Source organism: Affinundibacterium flavidum (genome assembly GCF_014284175.1).
In the GTDB taxonomy this organism is placed as follows: domain Bacteria; phylum Pseudomonadota; class Gammaproteobacteria; order Burkholderiales; family Burkholderiaceae_D; genus Undibacterium; species Undibacterium flavidum.
Genome location: NZ_JACOGA010000003.1, coordinates 315,487 through 333,627 on the forward strand (window position 1 = coordinate 315,487; position 18,141 = coordinate 333,627).

General features: G+C 46.8%; 19 protein-coding genes. 6 read left to right on the top strand and 13 right to left on the bottom strand.

The window, feature by feature from the left end:
- Position 1 precedes the first annotated feature (1 nt).
- The 8 genes from H8K55_RS04820 to H8K55_RS04855 all read right to left on the bottom strand — a co-directional run bounded on the left by H8K55_RS04820 (position 2) and on the right by H8K55_RS04855 (position 8,582).
- Positions 2 to 1,207 (bottom strand): 5-(carboxyamino)imidazole ribonucleotide synthase, encoded by a 1,206-nt coding sequence (locus H8K55_RS04820; RefSeq protein WP_186940935.1) that lies wholly within the window; start codon positions 1,205 to 1,207, stop codon positions 2 to 4.
- Between the two features lie 210 nt (positions 1,208 to 1,417).
- The gene (gene purE, locus H8K55_RS04825; protein ID WP_186940936.1) at positions 1,418 to 1,924 is read right to left on the bottom strand and encodes a 5-(carboxyamino)imidazole ribonucleotide mutase; all 507 of its coding nucleotides are present in this window, start codon (positions 1,922 to 1,924) and stop codon (positions 1,418 to 1,420) included.
- A 1-nt stretch (position 1,925) separates the two neighbouring features.
- The gene (locus H8K55_RS04830; RefSeq protein WP_186940937.1) at positions 1,926 to 2,822 is read right to left on the bottom strand and encodes a phosphoribosylaminoimidazolesuccinocarboxamide synthase; all 897 of its coding nucleotides are present in this window, start codon (positions 2,820 to 2,822) and stop codon (positions 1,926 to 1,928) included.
- 136 nt (positions 2,823 to 2,958) lie between these two features.
- A complete protein-coding gene (gene fba / locus H8K55_RS04835; protein ID WP_186940938.1) occupies positions 2,959 to 4,023 on the bottom strand; it encodes a class II fructose-bisphosphate aldolase in 1,065 nt (354 codons plus the stop codon).
- 335 nt (positions 4,024 to 4,358) lie between these two features.
- On the bottom strand, positions 4,359 to 5,789 hold the full coding sequence (pyk, locus tag H8K55_RS04840) for a pyruvate kinase (protein WP_186940939.1): 1,431 nt from the start codon (positions 5,787 to 5,789) through the stop codon (positions 4,359 to 4,361).
- Between the two features lie 200 nt (positions 5,790 to 5,989).
- Entirely contained in the window at positions 5,990 to 7,183 is a 1,194-nt protein-coding gene (locus tag H8K55_RS04845; RefSeq protein WP_186940940.1) for a phosphoglycerate kinase, read from the bottom strand.
- Positions 7,184 to 7,516: 333 nt separating this feature from the next.
- On the bottom strand, positions 7,517 to 7,840 hold the full coding sequence (locus tag H8K55_RS04850; protein ID WP_186940941.1) for an AzlD domain-containing protein: 324 nt from the start codon (positions 7,838 to 7,840) through the stop codon (positions 7,517 to 7,519).
- A complete protein-coding gene (locus H8K55_RS04855; RefSeq protein WP_186940942.1) occupies positions 7,833 to 8,582 on the bottom strand; it encodes an AzlC family ABC transporter permease in 750 nt (249 codons plus the stop codon). The genes H8K55_RS04850 and H8K55_RS04855 overlap by 8 nt, the downstream gene beginning before the upstream one ends.
- A 231-nt stretch (positions 8,583 to 8,813) precedes the next feature.
- Here H8K55_RS04855 and H8K55_RS04860 point away from each other — a divergent pair, with 231 nt between their 5' ends.
- Genes H8K55_RS04860 through H8K55_RS04875 form a run of 4 tightly spaced genes read left to right on the top strand, consistent with a single transcriptional unit; the run spans position 8,814 to position 11,066 of the window.
- Positions 8,814 to 9,014, top strand: coding sequence for a zinc-finger domain-containing protein (locus H8K55_RS04860; protein ID WP_186940943.1), 201 nt, complete (start codon positions 8,814 to 8,816; stop codon positions 9,012 to 9,014).
- 51 nt (positions 9,015 to 9,065) lie between these two features.
- On the top strand, positions 9,066 to 9,497 hold the full coding sequence (locus H8K55_RS04865) for a YybH family protein (protein WP_186940944.1): 432 nt from the start codon (positions 9,066 to 9,068) through the stop codon (positions 9,495 to 9,497).
- Positions 9,497 to 10,453, top strand: a complete 957-nt coding sequence (locus H8K55_RS04870; protein WP_186940945.1) for a YheT family hydrolase — start codon at positions 9,497 to 9,499, stop codon at positions 10,451 to 10,453. Before H8K55_RS04865 ends, H8K55_RS04870 begins: the two co-directional genes overlap by 1 nt.
- A complete protein-coding gene (locus tag H8K55_RS04875; RefSeq protein WP_186940946.1) occupies positions 10,446 to 11,066 on the top strand; it encodes a DUF2946 family protein in 621 nt (206 codons plus the stop codon). The genes H8K55_RS04870 and H8K55_RS04875 overlap by 8 nt, the downstream gene beginning before the upstream one ends.
- Before the next feature lie 182 nt (positions 11,067 to 11,248).
- Here H8K55_RS04875 and H8K55_RS04880 read toward each other — a convergent pair whose 3' ends face one another.
- From H8K55_RS04880 to H8K55_RS04895, 4 genes are all read right to left on the bottom strand, one after another.
- Entirely contained in the window at positions 11,249 to 11,689 is a 441-nt protein-coding gene (locus H8K55_RS04880) for an NTF2 fold immunity protein (RefSeq protein WP_186940947.1), read from the bottom strand.
- 86 nt (positions 11,690 to 11,775) lie between these two features.
- Positions 11,776 to 12,117, bottom strand: a complete 342-nt coding sequence (locus tag H8K55_RS04885) for a hypothetical protein (RefSeq protein WP_186940948.1) — start codon at positions 12,115 to 12,117, stop codon at positions 11,776 to 11,778.
- A 148-nt stretch (positions 12,118 to 12,265) separates the two neighbouring features.
- Positions 12,266 to 12,700 (bottom strand): hypothetical protein, encoded by a 435-nt coding sequence (locus H8K55_RS04890; RefSeq protein WP_186940949.1) that lies wholly within the window; start codon positions 12,698 to 12,700, stop codon positions 12,266 to 12,268.
- A gap of 216 nt (positions 12,701 to 12,916) precedes the next feature.
- Positions 12,917 to 14,518 (bottom strand): M48 family metalloprotease, encoded by a 1,602-nt coding sequence (locus H8K55_RS04895; protein WP_329604995.1) that lies wholly within the window; start codon positions 14,516 to 14,518, stop codon positions 12,917 to 12,919.
- Between the two features lie 151 nt (positions 14,519 to 14,669).
- Between H8K55_RS04895 and moaC the strand changes: the two genes are divergently transcribed.
- Positions 14,670 to 15,191 carry a cyclic pyranopterin monophosphate synthase MoaC gene (gene moaC / locus H8K55_RS04900; protein WP_186940950.1) on the top strand — a complete coding sequence of 174 codons (522 nt, stop codon included), beginning with the start codon at positions 14,670 to 14,672 and terminating at the stop codon, positions 15,189 to 15,191.
- Positions 15,192 to 15,462: 271 nt separating this feature from the next.
- On the opposite strand, the gene H8K55_RS04905 is transcribed toward moaC, so the two are convergent.
- Positions 15,463 to 17,178, bottom strand: coding sequence for a PglL family O-oligosaccharyltransferase (locus tag H8K55_RS04905; RefSeq protein WP_186940951.1), 1,716 nt, complete (start codon positions 17,176 to 17,178; stop codon positions 15,463 to 15,465).
- A gap of 161 nt (positions 17,179 to 17,339) precedes the next feature.
- Here H8K55_RS04905 and H8K55_RS04910 point away from each other — a divergent pair, with 161 nt between their 5' ends.
- A complete protein-coding gene (locus tag H8K55_RS04910; RefSeq protein ID WP_186940952.1) occupies positions 17,340 to 18,089 on the top strand; it encodes a hypothetical protein in 750 nt (249 codons plus the stop codon).
- Positions 18,090 to 18,141 lie beyond the last annotated feature (52 nt).

Here is an 18,141-nt window from a genome sequence, read left to right on the forward strand (position 1 = left end):
ATCAAACAGCGATGCCGAGGATTTCACAAGCCTGACGCATTTCGTCTTGCGCTTGTTCCAATGTGGGTGCGATGAAAGTGATATGCCCCATCTTGCGTGCACGGCGTGCTTCTGCCTTGCCGTATAAATGCAAATGCGCCGATGGTAAGGCTAAGACTTTATCCCATGCTGGTTGGCGTTCTTTATCTTGCTCTGTGGTGCCGTCAAACCAGATATCACCAAGGATATTCAACATCACGCAAGGTGAATGTTGACGTACATCGCCCAAAGGCAAACGCGCCATCGCTCTCACTTGCTGCGCAAACTGACTGGTTACGCAAGCGTCTATCGTGTAATGCCCACTATTATGTGGACGTGGCGCCATTTCATTGACGACGACAGAACCATCTTGCAAGACAAAAAATTCTATGCAGAGCACACCAACATAATTGATATCAGCGATGAGTTTCAATGCCGCGTTTTGCGTTTTCAAAGCGGCTTCTGCCGAGACGTGCGGACTAGGTACGGTGGTAGTGAACAAGATGCCATCACGATGCACATTCTCTGCAATCGGATACACGACCGCCTGACCATCTGCACCACGCGCGACCAACACCGAAACTTCATACGCCAGCGGTAACATTTTTTCGAGTACGCAAACTACGTCGTTGAGATTAGCAAAGGCAGCGCGCAACTCTTCTATGGATTTCACGCGCACCTGACCTTTACCGTCATACCCCATGCGTGCTGTTTTCAAGATACCTGGAAATAAATCTGCACTGACATGATTAAGGTCATCCGCTGTGCGCAAAATCGCATGCGGTGCTGGCAAGATGCCGGTTTGTGGTGCGCAACGAGTGAAGAATGCTTTCTCTTCTATACGGTCTTGGGCTATCGAAACACAGTCGGCGCTTGGCGCGACAAAACCAGTTTCTGCAAGTTTTGCCAAACTAGCGGCTGGGACGTTTTCAAACTCTGTAGTAAATGAAGAACAAGCATCTGCGAGTTGCTGCAAGCCAGCCGCATCATCATAAGCTGCTTGAACATGCGCATCGGCTGCGTGTGCCGCTGGGCTGCCAACTTCTGGTTCCAGCACCATCACTTTAAAACCCAAAGCCTGCGCTTCGTGCACAAACATGCGTCCTAATTGTCCACCACCAACCATGCCTAACATGCTGGATTCGGTATTTGGAAATTGCGGAGAGTTGTTGATTGATGAAGAGGACATCGTTGGATTTTCCATACTGGTGCGATACAAATTAAATGCGATTTAAAACGAATAAGACTGACACAAAACAGTATCTGGTAGGGTGCGCCGTGCGCACCATCGTCAATCAATAACTAAAGTAAAACGGTGCGCATGGCGCACCCTACTTTATTTGCCTAAGTTCTGAAAAACACGAACTCTGAAAAAACATCAAAAGCGCTTGCCGCAGTATTACAAAGGCAAATGCATATCCCGCGCGACTTGTGTTTGCTTGGCGCGGAAGGCTTCTAGCTTGGCTGCCATTGCATCATCGGTCGTCGCCAACATGGCAATCGCGGCTAATGCGGCATTACCTGCACCCGCTTCACCGATGGCGAAGGTATTCACCGGCACACCTTTAGGCATTTGCACGATAGACAGTAATGAGTCTTCGCCACGCAAATATTTGGATGGCACTGGCACGCCAAACACTGGCACGATGGTTTTTGCCGCGATCATGCCTGGCAAATGCGCAGCACCGCCAGCGCCGGCGATAATCCCGCGTATGCCACGACTACGTGCAGTTTCTGCATAGGTAAACATTTCATCCGGCATACGATGTGCGGACACAACCTGCGCTTCGAAAGGAATGCCGAATTCTTTCAACATATTCACCGCGTGCTGCATCACATCCCAATCGGATGACGAACCCATTACCACGCCGATGATAGGTGTTGCATTTAATGTTGCGTCGCTCATATTACGCCTTCAAACTTTCACCCGTTAAGCGCTCTAAGGCTTCACGGTATTTCGCTGCGGTTTTTTGCACGACTTCATCCGGCAAAGTTGGCGCAGGTGCAGTCTTATTCCACGTCGTAATCGTTTCTAAATAATCGCGTACGAATTGCTTGTCGAAGGATGGTGGAGAGATGCCTGTTGCATAAGAATCTGCAGGCCAAAAACGTGAGGAATCGGCTGTTAAAACTTCATCCATCAAATGCAATACGCCATTGTCATCGAGACCGAATTCAAACTTCGTATCGGCAATGATGATGCCGCGTGTCGCTGCGTAGTTTGCTGCTTCGGTGTAGAGCTGAATACTGATATCGCGCATCTTGGCGGCGAGTTCGGCGCCTATGCGTTTTTCCATTTCGGCAAAGCTGATGTTCTCGTCATGCTCACCCATTTCAGCCTTCGCCGCTGGTGTGAAAATTGGCGCTTCTAATTTTGCTGCTTGTGGCAAACCTGCTGGCAATTGGATGCCACAGATCGCGCCTGTGTCTTGGTAATCTTTCCAGCCTGAACCGATGATGTAACCACGTACTACCGCTTCCACCATGATAGGTTTCAAGCGCTTAGCAACTACCGCACGACCGCGGACCTGTTCAGCTTCATCAGCTGCAACGACGGATACTGGATCGATGCCGGTCAAATGATTTGGCACAACGTGTCCGAGCTTTTCAAACCAGAAGTTGGCCATTTGATTGAGTACACGACCTTTATCAGGAATCGCTTCATTCATGATCACGTCAAATGCGGACAAGCGATCGCTCGTCACGATCAACAATTTATCTTCGCCAACGGCATAGTTATCACGGACTTTGCCACGACCTAACAGTGGTAGCGAATGTAAAGTGGAGTTTATTTGCGTAGTCATAATGTGGTCTCAAAAAAAATGCTGAAGGGAGATTCATCCGCAACTCGATAGACACTCGTCATCGAACCACTTTTGAAACTCCCCGATGGGCACAGCACGCGCCCGTTTACTTCAATCTAAATTTACTCTTATGTGCTTACTTCACAAGCTGCGCTAAAGCACCTGATTTATATTGTTCTGCAACTTTTTCCAAAGTCAAAGGTTTGATCTTCGCCGCTTGACCTTCGCAACCGAATGCCAAGAAGCGTGCTTTGCACACCAATTTCGCTGCTTCGCGTGCTGGCTTCAAGTAATCACGTGGATCAAACTTGCTTGGGTTTTCAAACATGTAACGACGGATCGCAGCAGTCATTGCCAAACGGATGTCGGTATCGATATTGATTTTACGTACGCCGTTTTGAATACCAATTACGATTTCTTCGACTGGCACGCCATAGGTTTCTTTCATGTCGCCACCGAATTGACGAATTTCTTCGAGCAATTCTTGTGGTACGGAAGAAGAACCGTGCATGACCAAATGCGTGTTAGGAATACGTGTGTGAATTTCTTTGATACGGTCTATCGCCAAGATATCACCGGTAGGCTTGCGGGAGAATTTATACGCACCGTGAGAAGTACCAATCGCAATCGCCAAAGCGTCACATTGTGTTTGTTTGACGAAGTCTGCTGCTTGCGCAACGTCGGTCAACAACTGTTCACGCGTCATCTTGCCATCTGCACCGTGACCGTCTTCTTTATCGCCCATCATGGTTTCCAAAGAACCCAATACGCCCAATTCCGCTTCGACTGTTACGCCGATAGAGTGAGAAAACTTCACCACTTCTTTTGATACAGCAACGTTATATTCATAGCTAGCAACAGACTTACCATCTTCCATTAAGGAACCGTCCATCATCACAGAAGTGAAGCCAGATTTGATCGCTGCCATACAGACTGCTGGCGATTGACCATGATCTTGATGCATAACAACTGGAATATGCGGATACGCTTCAACCGCAGCAGAAATCAAGTGACGCAAGAAAGCTTCACCAGCGTATTTACGTGCACCAGCAGAAGCTTGCATAATCACCGGCGCGCCGACTTCATTCGCCGCTTCCATGATTGCTGTGACTTGTTCCAAATTATTCACATTAAACGCTGGAATACCATACGCATTTTCAGCTGCATGGTCCAACAATTGACGCATAGATACGAGAGACATAGTTTTACTCCAAATAAAAAAATCTTCAGTCGAAATGCTGATTAAGCTACTGCGCGACCACATTTTGAATTGGCGATGCTCGCTGTACTCAAGTACAGCTGCGCTTCTCAATCCAAACTGTGACCGCTCGCTACGCTTACTCAGCACTTCTTTAAGCTTGTGGCCTTTAGACTTCGCCAGTTTTGAATTTTGTTCGTTATTCTTCTTACTCGGCACCTCTAGAAACTGAATTTTAGGGATGCAGTGCAAGGCGCAAAACGCAGCAATACGTCGGTATTGCGAGTATTTGCAACGAAACAATGCGCCCTATAATTGGATTTATAGAGGTACCGAAATTATTCGCCGATTTTGACTATCCGCATGGCGTTTGTGCCACCGACCTTACCCATTTGCTCACCCCAAGTCGCCACGATCAAATCGCCCTTTTTCACCGCGCCTTTATCGAGCAAGACATTTTCTGCTTCTTTCAACACCAAATCGCGATCTGGGTTATACGGCAATTTGAAGGTTTGCACATTGCGGTACAAAGCGGCTTTACGCATCGTTGCCACACTTGGCGTCAAGGCAAATAAAGGCACATCAATACTTTGGCGACTCATCCACAGTGCGGTCGAGCCTGATTCAGTCAAAGCCGCGATCGCTTGCACGCGCAAATGATGCGCTGTGAATAAAGCGCCATAGGCAATGGATTGGTCGATACGGGTAAACTGCAAATTCAAAAAGTCAGCATCCAATTTACATTCTTGGAATTTCTCTGCTTCCAAGCAAATTGCTGCCATGGTTTCTACCGTTTCAATTGGATATTTGCCGGACGCTGTTTCTGCTGACAACATCACCGCATCAGTGCCATCCAAAACCGCATTCGCAACGTCGGAGACTTCAGCACGCGTTGGTACTGCATTCACAATCATGGACTCCATCATCTGGGTCGCGGTGATCGCTAATTTATTCGATGCACGCGCCATTTTAATCATGCGCTTTTGCAAAGCTGGCACTGCTGCATTACCGACTTCAACTGCCAAGTCACCGCGAGCAACCATAATGCCATCAGAGGCATCGAGAATTTCTTGCAATGCGGGGATCGCTTCCGCACGTTCTATCTTCGCGATCAGCATCGGTTTATGATTGTAAGGCTCGCCAGCGATATTCGCGAGTTGACGCGCCATTTCCATATCCGTGGCATTTTTCGGGAAAGAAATCGCCAAATAATCGGCTTGAAAAGACATCGCTGTTTTGATGTCTTCCATGTCTTTCGCTGTCAATGCTGGCGCGGTTAAGCCGCCACCTTGGCGATTGATGCCCTTATTATTCGACAGTTCACCACCAATTTTGACTGTGGTGTGAATCTCATTGCCAATGACTTTATCAACGATCAAAACGATCAAGCCATCATTCACCAACAACACGTCTTTTGGTTTGACATCACGTGGCAAGGCTTTGTAATCTAGGCCGACACGCTCTTGATTCCCTAATGTGCAATCCGCATCCAGAATAAATTTATCGCCGTTTTCGATTTGAATTTTGCTGTTTTCAAACTTACCAATACGGATTTTTGGACCTTGCATATCCGCCATAATCGCGATTTCAATACCGCAAACTTCGGCAGCTCGGCGCACCAGATTTGCGCGATCAATATGGTCCTGTGCTTTGCCGTGTGAAAAATTTAAACGCACTACATTCACACCAGCTTTCAACATGCTCACTAAGGTATCCAAATCATTGGATGCCGGGCCTACTGTCGCTACAATTTTGGTTCCGCGTAACATTGAATCTCCTGATGGATAATTTTTACAAGGTCGGGCTTAAAACTAAAAATCTTTTTTAAAACCTCTCAACACAGAGGCACGGAGACACGGAGAAAAGCATGAGAATTCAAAAAAACTTTGAATATTTTTTGGTGTTTTCTTAGCGTTTCTCCGTTTTTCCTCTGTGTCTCTGAGCCTCTGTGTTGAGAGGTTTGGCTTTCTTAAGCTGCAGCTCTCTGCAACAAAATTTCTACTGCTGGCAATGTCTTACCTTCCAAGAACTCTAAGAAAGCGCCGCCACCAGTCGAGATATAACCAATTTTTTCTGTGATGTTGTACTTGGCAATTGCGGCTAAAGTATCGCCACCGCCAGCGATTGAGAAACCTGTGGAATCGGCAATGGCTTCAGCCAATACTTTGGTACCGTTACCGAACTGATCAAACTCGAACACACCAACTGGGCCGTTCCAAACGATGGTGCCAGCTTGACGGATTTGTGCGGCTAATACTTGCGCAGTCTCTGGGCCGATATCGAGAATCATGTCATCGTCTTGCACATCTGCGACGGCTTTGACAGTAGCGACCGCCGTTGGAGAGAACTCTTTCGCGCACACAACATCCGTTGGAATAGGCACAATCGCACCGCGCGCTGCCATCATGTCCATAATTGCTTTTGCTTCGCCAACCAAATCGGCTTCCGCCAAAGATTTACCGATCTTCAAACCAGCGGCCAACATGAAAGTATTCGCGATACCACCGCCAACGATCAATTGATCAACTTTTTCTGCGAGCGATTTCAAGATCGTCAATTTACTCGACACTTTAGAGCCCGCCACAATCGCGGACAATGGTCGCGCCGGATGACCAAGCGCTTTACCTAAAGCATCAAGCTCAGCTGACAGTAAAGGACCAGCGCAAACGATAGGCGCATATTTCGCGATACCGTGGGTAGTTGCTTCGGCACGATGCGCAGTACCAAACGCATCGTTGACGTAGATGTCACAAAGCTTCGCCATTTTTTGCGCGAGCGCGTCATCGTTCTTTTTCTCGCCTTTATTGACACGGCAATTTTCTAACAAGACGACCTGACCTGCGGCCACTTCGACGCCGTCGATCCAGTTTTGTTTGAGTTCAACTGCCACACCCAAGAGTTCTGACAAACGTTTTGCAACCGGAGCCAAAGAATCTTCTGGTTTAAATTCCCCTTCAGTCGGACGACCTAAATGCGAAGTCACCATCACCGCTGCGCCCGCTTGTAAGGCTTGTTGGATCGCTGGCACTGAAGCGCGGATACGCGTGTCTTCCGTAATATTGCCAGCATCATCTTGCGGAACATTCAAATCTGCACGAATAAAGACACGTTGAGCTTGGAGTTTATTAGCAGCGATGAGATCGCTCAGACGATTAAATTGCATAGCAGGACCAATTAAGATGAGAAGGAATTAAATCGAGGCATGAAATCACGGGATAAGCGAATTAGCTAATTTGCACTGACTCGCTCAAAATTGCATTTGAAGCAAGACAAACAATAATTCCGTGATTTTTTAAATTAATCGCGTATTTTACCAAATCACGAGCCCGATTCACGAATTTTCTCGCAAATCTTAACTTTCAAGAAAGTTAAGATTTGGCATGGCTTACTCAAAATTGCCGCTCCTTAGGCGTGCCAATGAAGACAGCGCTTAAGCACGGAGAGGTGATGACAACGACGGCGCGGCGGTTTTGCCCCCCCCTTATGGCAAGATGAATTAAAAGTAGAGGCGCGCTAAGGTAAATATTCCCATGCCGAAAACAATGGTCAGCAACATATCTTTCTTCCAAAGATAAAACATTGCCGCAGCGACACTAGCAATCAATTTAGGATTATGCAGCGAGGTGACGAGTTGGTTGTCGCTGATGAACAAATCAGGGGCGACAATCGCCGCCAAGGCACAGCTAGGCGCATACCGCAATGCTTCTTGTACGCGCTTTGGTAAATTAATATGATGACCAACTACCCAAAATGCACTGCGATTGATAATCGTAGCAACGGTCAACAGGATAATAACTATCCAAATTTCGATGTCATTCATCGCGCGGCTCCTGCTTGCTATCGATAGATGGAGTGAGTAATTCAGAATGCTCTTCTACCCACATCGCCACTGCCATACCTATCAAAACGGCCAATAACAATCCCAGTTTATACGGCATAGCATGTGCGGCAACTGCCACCACACCAGCCACTACCACGCCAACAAACCCGGGCCGATTGCGCATCATGGGCAATAAAATACACAAAATTGCCAGGGTTCCGGCAAACCCTAAGCCCCAGTGCATAGGCACCTGACTTCCAGCCAAAATCCCCAAAATAGACCCAGCCTGCCAGACAAACCAGTTAGGAATAATCAATCCTTTTAGGTATAAAACTTGGTCACGTTCTTCCGTAGCGTTCTGCCACATGGCAGGAAATCGTTGCATAAACAAAGGCACCGAAATATCTCCAGTCAAAAATCCCAACATAATGCGCTTGGGCCAAGCCAAATGGGCAAATCGCGGTGCTATCAAAGCGGACATAATCAGGAAGCGCAAATTCACGATCAAGGCCGTCGCAAATATCACCCAAATTGGTGCATTCGCAACGATCAAGGGCAAAGCGGCCAATTGTGCTGAGCCGGCAAAGACCAACAAGGTCATACCCAATGCCTGCGGCAGAGTCAAACCGGCTTTGATCATAGCAACGCCTACGACCATCCCCCAGGCTGCCATCCCAAATAGAGACGGCGCGGAAGCCTTAAAGCCTTCGCGATAGAGAGCGGAATGCCAATCTTTTAACATAGTGGAAAACGCCAATGCGTCTGAATTGAAAATGATTGCTGAAATGATTACCGACAAGTGCTTGCAGCAAAAGCGCTATTGTAACGCCGTGCTGAATTACTTGCATACTTGCTCAGCATCAACGCAAAACTGCTGCGAATCACCACCTCGACCGATAATCGCTCTCCGCAAAAGCAGTGGAATCCGTTAAAATCATGCACTAGAGAAAATTCACTCATTGAGGAGAAAAATATGTCAAATAAGCCATCTACCGCCGCTGCAGTTGAATTGCAAGCCAGCGACTTGCCCGCGCACTGCCCTAACCCTGCGATGCCTTTGTGGTCATCACATCCCCGTGTGTATTTAGACTTATCCCACAGTGATTCTGCCACTTGCTCCTATTGCGGCACCGTGTACAAACTAGCTCCTGGCACTGTCCTGAAGGCGCATTAATTTTTAAAACCCCACTGAAATCACCCGCCAGAGAAAATCCGAGAACCCCAAATGCCAGCCAAGAAGCAACTCAACGGAAGTGCCGACGAAGTCGAAATTGCCTTCTATGATGCAATCTCGCGCGGCGATCTGGATGGCTTAATGGCGCTGTGGGCAGAAGATGAAGAAATCATTTGCGTACATCCCAATTCATCGAGATTAATTGGGCATGCAGAAATCCGCGCTTCGTGGGAAACGATTTTTGAAAACGGTAGCGTCCATATTCATATCCGTCAATTACACGCCATGCATAATATGTTGACGGCGGTGCACAGCCTGATTGAAGAATTCCATCCCAAAGATCAGATTGCCCAAGACGTGCATATCATCGCTACGAATGTGTATGTCAAAACACCACGCGGCTGGCGCATTGCGACGCATCACGCCTCCGTTGCTGCCGGACCTACTCCTGTCGATTTATCCAAAGGCGACGTTTTACACTAATGCATTATTCTTCTCCCTGGTGGCTGGCTGGTGGTCATGCTCAAACGATTTATCCTGCAACTTTAATGCATAAACCTGAAGTCCAACTCAGACGCGAACGCTGGACGACGCATGACCAGGATTTTATCGATGTCGATTTTCTGGATGGTGAAGCGGGCAAGCCCTTTCTGGTTTTGTTTCATGGCTTAGAAGGCTCTAGCAATAGTCACTATGCGCGTGCCTTGATGCATAAGCTCAAGGCTTTAGGCTGGTCAGGTGCGGTACCGCATTTCCGCGGCTGCTCAGGAGAACCGAATCAGGCACCGCGCTTTTATCATTCTGGTGATGCACAAGAAATCAACTGGATTATCCGGCGCTTGCATAGCGAATTTAAAGCAGCACATCCGCAGGCAAAGTTTTATGCCAGCGGCGTCTCGCTAGGCGCGAATGCATTGTTACGTTGGCTGGGTGAATCGCAAGCGAGCGCCAGCATCGTCGATGCCACTTGCGCGGTCTCTGCACCATTGGACTTAACCAATAGCGGCGCGACACTATCACGCGGGTTTAACCGCATTTATACAAAAAATTTCCTGCAGACTTTAAAGCCAAAATGCCTGCACAAGCTCACACAGTTTCCCAAACTATTTGATCGTGAGCGCATGCTGAGCGCAAAGAATTTGTACGAATTCGATAATATCGTGACCGCGCCTTTGCATGGTTATCGCGATGTCGATGATTATTGGCACCGCGCCAGCGCCTGTCTGGTATTAAACGATATTCAAGTTCCGACATTAGTGTTGAATGCACAGAACGATCCTTTCATGCCAGCGCAATTCTTACCCAAAGTCGCCTCAACTTATGTCACACTCGACTATCCACAGCATGGCGGCCATGTGGGCTTTGCGCAAGGCAGTTTCCCAGGCAAATTAGATTGGCTACCGGAAAAAATTATTCACCACTTAGAATCGTATGGATGACATCGTTCTAGCCGCCATGACCAAATGGCCAGATGTACCGCATTGCTACGGCTGGCTAGCACTCGATGCCCGCGGTCACTGGCGCATGCGCGATGAGCGCGCACAGGCACTCAATCTGGCAGGTGATTTGATTCGCAATCCCACTTTGCAAGGCTTTATCAATCGCAATTATCTATGCGATAACGACGGCAATTGGTACTTTCAAAACGGCCCGCAAAAAGTCTATGTCGACTTAGCAGCAACGCCATATATCGCCCAGATTTTGCCTGACAATAGCTGGCGTTTGCATACTGGTCAGATCATGCCTCCCGCAGAGCGCGTTTGGATTTTGGATGATGGAAATATTGTGTGTCAGGCTGATCAGTTTTTATGCCAGCTCGACGATAGAGATATCGCTTTATTTCTAGAGGCGCTCACGGAAAATCAATTGCCTTTGAGTGAGGCGCGCTTACTAAAATTTATGGAATCATCGGCTGACGATATTTCAAAATTCACCATCTCTGCGCGGATAGCTGATCAGGAAGTTCGTTTGGAAAAAAGTGATTTGATCAGTTTGATGCGCGAAGCTGCAAATTGCCAGCAGCCGCGCTTCTCTGAGGACAAGTCACAATAATAAGTTGGGTGCAGTAGCCAAAGGCGTATTGCACCGTCCGAAGATTGTGCGATCAACGGCGAAGCAATTTATTTATCGATCAAAAGAAGCGAAGAAAATCATTGGTCACCATAATCAAGCTTCATACGGCGCAATACGCCTACGGCTATTGACGCCCTACGACGTAATTACGCCTTACCGAGTTACAGTAGGGCATTGTCCCAACCTTCGCTACGCTTCGTCTTAAGGCTGTCTATTCGCCAACCATCTGTCTTTTTGAGCAACACAAACATGTACACCGTGTCCAAGTACTCGCTCTTTGCAGTAATTTCGATTCGATTTCTATTCAACGTATTCTTCTCTAGGATAGCGCTTTCGCATATTCCGGCATATCTGGTGGGCATTCCATAATGGTCTGGATGCCCCCCATACTTTCTTTCCTTTGAAGTGCAGTACTTGCTTAGGATGTTGAAGTAGTACTGATCGAGATCGGATCTTGAATTGGCGGCTACGTATGCCCGCTTTTCGTCAGATACATATTTACCGTTTTCGATGCGACTGACGATATACATTTTTGATTCCCAATCGTTCATTTCATTGGTGAACTTGAGAACAACATCCGCGCTGGAGTTAATTTCGTCCATGTCTCTAACGTTTAGATGAAGGGACCGCATTCGTGGATTTAAATAAGAACGAAATTGTCATATGCAACTCCCTATCGATTGTCGTGTTATGTGTTTTCGCCATGGAGTTTCTCCCAAGCGATAGATTCGAGTTCACCAGTCAGTTCATTGGATTTTTCATCGAATAATTTATAGTTGATTTGATGTCGACCAATTGAAGCACAGCCATCAAGCCCAAGTAAAACAGTATAAAGAGCATCAGTAAGCGCTTCATTGACAATTCGTTTGGTTATTTCAATTTGCTCTTCACTTAGGCCAGCGTTCTGCAATTTATCAATTCGTGAAATCTTTGAATCACCGGAAAAATAATTACTAACCAGATAGTTCTTCAAGTCTTTAAATTCCTGAACGAACCCTTCTGGAGTAATAGAAAAATTAGCCTCACTCATTCAGCATCCTGGCACCTAACGCCGAGTTCAGCGGCAGTTTTTAAGTTGTGGTTTTGTGGGATACTTTTGCGCAGCAAAACCACAAAGCCGCGACTTAAAAACTGTCCAGCGCAGGCACGTAGTGCCGGAGCGGTGCTGCAACGACTTGTTAAGCATTACCGTTGTTACGTTGATATTCCAGAAATTCTCTAGCTGACTCAGCTACGAAATCTGGACATTTTATATTGCTCTTTACATGCTCAAGCTCAAGTAACCAAAAATTTCTTTGAGAAGCTGGAATTTCACTATTCAGGATTCGATTCACCATATGCACAGTTGCTTCGGTAGGTTGCCTCTTTAGCGAAGCACTTAATTTGTTTTGGTATTCAGGTGTACTTTCTAGCGCGTGAACTAAAGGGCCCGGACTTCCAAATAATTCTTCTGGATATTTTTCAAGAAAAGAAAATATAGCATCTATGGCGAGTTCCCTATCAGGATGACTTTTGAAACCCTCAAGGATTTCATAGAGATTACAAATATTTGTATCTTCATCTTCCAATTCAAACTTTTCGAGTGCTGAAATTACAAGATTAATTTGATTCATACGCGAGCCTAACTAGATATAGGCGACACGATGTCGCATAAAAATTTAACGTGACGCATAACACTTTTCATTCATCGTCTCCAAAGGCTTTTAAACATGGGCTTTCCGGCATTGCACTGTCCATTTCATCACTACTAAAATTTCTGTGAAATGCGTCACGATTTTTTGCATTTTACCAAACACTTTAACAATTCAAACAACATCCCCCTACTTCCCCTACTTCCCCTTCTTCTCATCTTCCATTTCTTCACGCCGCTTTTCTTTCCACTCACGTTCGCGGGCGTCGATCACAGACAAGTCGTAATACTTCACATCAGGATCAAGTCGCGCTATATCCAATTGTGCCAAAGCTGCTGGTAGCGCGCCTTCTAAGGCATAGGCTTCGGCCAGTGCGATATGTTGCAGGGCTTGCTTGCCTTCCGCCGCGTAGGCCTTGGCTAGCAGATGTTGTAACTTGGCTTCGCGCCTGTATAAGGCGATTTGATCGCGTAAAAAGACTTCTGCTTCGGTATAGTTTTTTGCTTCAATTAAGACTTCGGCATATTGATGCGCCAGTCCTCGTGCTAGGGGCAATTCACGTAAAGCATTCTTGGCTTTAAGGACAGCCAGATCTGGGCGTTTCTTACCCATCTCAATATCAATCGCGAGGCTGGCGAAGGCGCTGGTTTCTTTCAACCATTTCTTCTGTGATGGCGACTGAGCAATTTGCGCTACGACTTCGTTTAAGAGTTTTTCGGCTTTCAGAAAATCGTTCTTTTTGTAGGCGACGAAGGCTAAACCATACTGCGCGCTTAAGCGACTTTCTTCATTACCGTTTTTAATTTGATTATCAAACGCTACCGTGGCATCAATCAAACCTTGCGCCTTACTGTCTTGCAGCACGCGCACGCGCGCTTGAGTCAGATAAAAATCGAGGCCGTCTGCTCGTTGCCGGTAACGTTCACCAAATAAACGCCCTTGAATATCCGCCATACGCTCACTGGTCAAAGGATGACTGCGCAAGTACGACATCCCGGTATCGGTGTAATTACGCGAGGCATGCTGCATGCGTCCAAAGAAGGCGAGCATGCCCGAGGTATCGTAGCCGCCGTCTCGCAGAATTTGAAAACCCATCCTGTCGGCTTCGCGTTCGGCATCTCGATTGAAGCTGAGCTGGCGCTGGATCGCCAATCCTTGTCCACCCATCACCATCGCCATCGCGGCATCGGGGCTAGAACGTGCGGCCAATGCGGCTAAGATTAGAGCTGCAATGGGAATCAAGAAATCTTGCTTTTGGTTACCCAACATGCGCGCAATATGGCGTTGTGCGACGTGACCTATTTCATGCCCCATTACCGACGCCAGTTCAGACTCGGTCTGTGCTGCTAAAATTAATCCAGAATGAAATCCCAAAAATCCACCAGGAAACGCAAACGCATTTAAGACTGGATCACGGACCGCAAAAAATTCAAATTCGTAAGAGGTTTCACCACGTGCATCGGGACGCTTATCTAACAAAGAATTACCCAGCTTAGTCAGATATTCAGTCACCGGGCCATCTTCTAAATAGTCCGGATCATGCCGAACGCTACTCATGATTTGCTCACCAATTTTGCGTTCCATGATGGGCGAGAGATCACCGCGCGCGGTATCGCCTAAGGTGGGCAAAGTTTGGTTCTTCGTGGTACTCGGCGCAGGCGTCTGCGGTCCGGGCTTGGCACTAAATTGCGGCTGTGCCGTAGCGACATTGAAGGGGGCGAATACAGTCGAACAAGTAAAGCTCGCCAGCAATGTGAGCGAGATCAACTTAAGACGAAATTGCGGGAAATCTTTTTTCACGGTGATATGATCACGAAATAATGTTGCTTTACCAAAGCTAAAAGTCGAATAACACCGTCACTACAGCTATTACAGCGACTAAGCGACGCCTATCCAAACAGACAGCTTATATTAACTCACAATCGCTCACAATCGAATCGAATGTTCATTTATGACTAGCAAAACTTCTACAAGTTCTCCATCACCTGCAAATGGTGGCTTAACCCATTTTGATCAAGGTGGTCAGGCGCATATGGTTGATGTTGGCGATAAAAATAGCACGCACCGTATCGCTGTTGCCGCAGGCAAAATACGCATGCAACCCGCCACCTTCGAATTAATCCAAAGCGGCAATGCCAAGAAAGGCGACGTTATCGGGATTGCCCGGATTGCCGCGATCATGGCAGCGAAGCGTACCAGTGATCTAATTCCTTTATGTCATCCACTTGCGCTCACCCGCGTTACCGTGGATTTTCAACTCGTGCCAGAAAACCATAGCGTTGAGTGTCAGGCGCAAGTGGAAACCTACGGAAAAACCGGCGTAGAGATGGAAGCCCTAACCGCCGTGCAAGTTGGCTTACTGACTATCTACGATATGTGTAAAGCAGTTGATCGCGGGATGGTGATGAGCGATATTCGCGTGTTAGAAAAACATGGTGGAAAATCGGGGGATTGGACTGCTGTTATTGATTGATACGTGCCGATTAAGACATACGTAACAAGAGGTATTTTCTCGCCTTCGCACAATGCAGTTCAAAATAAGTTTCTTGGCAATTCAGCGCGCCTTATTCGGCTCCTTCCCCCCTCAAGGAGGAAACTCCCTCCAAATTGACATTCGGATTTCTCAGCGGAATTTCAAATCAAATTTGACGAGATTAGTATTGCGATTAATAGATATGCGCTTCTTCGACGGGAACTATTTTTCCGAACTGAATCTGGCTTCGGTGAAGAAACGCATTAACATTTTATTGAGCATCACGGGGCGGCATTTTTGCGAAAACATCTGCGTAGCATTGATTCGTTTTTGCCAGATCATTCCAATAATCGTAATACTCGGTATATACCAAAGGATGCAGGCGATGCAGAGTCCGCATAGTCCGTTGAGCAGCATCGGTACGTCCATTCAGGCAATACACCTGCGCCAACTTATCTAAGATGTGTACATAGCCAAAACGATGGCTGGCTTTTTCTACGAATTGAATTTCAACGTCACTCATGCCTGAGTGCGGCGTCACTCTGAGCAATTTGAAGTAATCATAGTAGTCAGGCATGAAACTGACGGCAGGTGCGGTAATTTTTTGCGCCGGAATATCGGCATAGTCTTTCACTTGCCGAAAGGCGATGAAACCGTCAACTACACGGTGGTAATCGATCCAACCCCACGTCAGCAAACCCAGACAAATAGGGACGATTAACACGACAACGCGACGAGATATGTACACTCCAGCATTCTGCCAACGGAACTGATGCACAGCGCCCATCAACACCCCGACTGGCAGCAATACGTAGGCGTACCACAATGGAAATTCGACCAAACTATGCACACCAACGGCCATTAAAATCATCAGCACAAAGACGACGGTATTATTTTGCAACGCAAGTTTGTTACAACAGGTCTTCCAACACCAGATTATGCATGCCGAAAAAAAAGCCAGCGTAAATGGAAACCCTAATTCCGCCGCGAAATTCAGCACGATATTGTGCGCATGCTCGGCATACGTCGTTGAAGAAAAGTCGGCCGCGATCGCCACCTGTTGCGCGCCAAATCCAAACCAGCCAACGCCAAACCAAGGATGTGTGGTCGCCATTGCCCAAGCATGTTGAAGCAAAACCGTGCGTTCAGAACGACCACCAACGCGCTCGCCCAAAGTTCCAACAACAAATCCCATCCACTTAGCCAATATTGGCAAACTCAGCAGCAATAAGACATAGATCAACAACAGACTCGCCACGCCCAGCCAACTCGCCTTACGACTATGCTGGCGCAGCAATATGCTCAATCCCGCGAACAGAGGCAAAATAATCCAGGCGATACGCGATTGCGTTAAAACCAATCCCCACAACATAAAGCAAGCCAGCAACCACGCGAGCAAACCAGGCATACGTGACACTTGCAGCAACCACCAAAGTGAAGCGAATCCAAAGCAAATCAACAGCGCCAATTGATTCGGCTGTGCCACATTGGCAAATGCGCGGATGGGGCTAACACCATCATTACGTATATACATCACGAATGGACGCCAATCCAATCCCATAATCTGAACTTGCTGCATGGCGACTGAGAGCAAGGTTGCACCTAAAAAAACTAACGACAGTGCCCAGCATAAGCTTCGCATATTTCCTGCGAGTGTTACCCAAGTCGCCCCGAGACACATCGCACATATCAAACTAAATAAAATAAATAGGGGATACGCAAGCGCGGCATAACTACTGAGCCCCATGAACATTTGCAGTCCGACATAGGCGATTAACGCAAAGACCAATAAACTATTGGCTGGCAGGACGAACCTTCCTTGTCCTACACCCCAGAGCGGAATCATCGCCACAAATACCCCCAAGCACACGGCGAATTCATGATAAAAGCTACGATAGGGATGTACATGTCCGGTGTAAAGCTGCGCAAATAGCACACTGGCACTAAAAACAAACAAGGATAAATAACTGCGATTTATAGGAAACATCTTTTTTAGAAAAAATTAGTGAGCCGATTGCTCTTGATTTTTGGAAGTAGCTCTACTATTTTAATCGATGATTTTTTATAGCCGCCATTGTTAGTGCAAAATAGAGCATCTGTGGAAGGCTCCAACATCACCTTTTCATTACCAACTTTCGATTGAATAACATGCTGACTAACCGTTTATCCAGCTTAAACCGCTATCAAGCGTTTGGCCTCCACTTTCTGGCGAGTGCGATCGTCATTACCTGCATTTTTAGTTTCGTGAAATTGGTCTGGTATCCCCATCAGCTATTCGAGGTTGCAAATGGATTTGAACTATTAAAAATACTGATAGCAGTAGACCTAATTTTAGGCCCGTTGGTCATGTTGGTGATTTTCAATCCGCAAAAAAAATCTCTGAAATTTGATGTTGCTGCGGTACTGATATGTCAATTATTGTTCCTCGGCTATGGTGTGTGGGCATTGTACACAGCAAGGCCAGTCTATCTAGCGTTTGTCGAGAAACAATTTGTGCTAGTTAAAGCGAATGAAATTGACGATATCGATATTGCGAAAGTGAGCCTTGAGGAATTTAAGCAATTACCACAATTGGGTCCAATATTCACTGGCACACAACTACCAGACTCTCTGCAAAAACGCCAAGAGATCTTATTCGCAGGATTGTGGAATATGGGGATAGAGAATTTGCCGCAATACTATGTTGACTATGCCCAAGTTAAGGTTCAGGTGCTGACCGCTAGCAAAGAACTAGCACAACAAAATATTGATAAAACAACTCAAACTCAACTTGAAGAAATTCGACTTAATTTCGAGAAGCAGGGTAAGAAAGTACTATTTTGCCCTATAAAAACTAAGGCTAAACAACTGTTTGTTGTGGTCGATGCGAGTAACGGAGATGCACTCACAATCAACTAAGCACATACAAAAATGGCGAGGTTGCTTAGCACCTCGCCATTCTTTACACTTG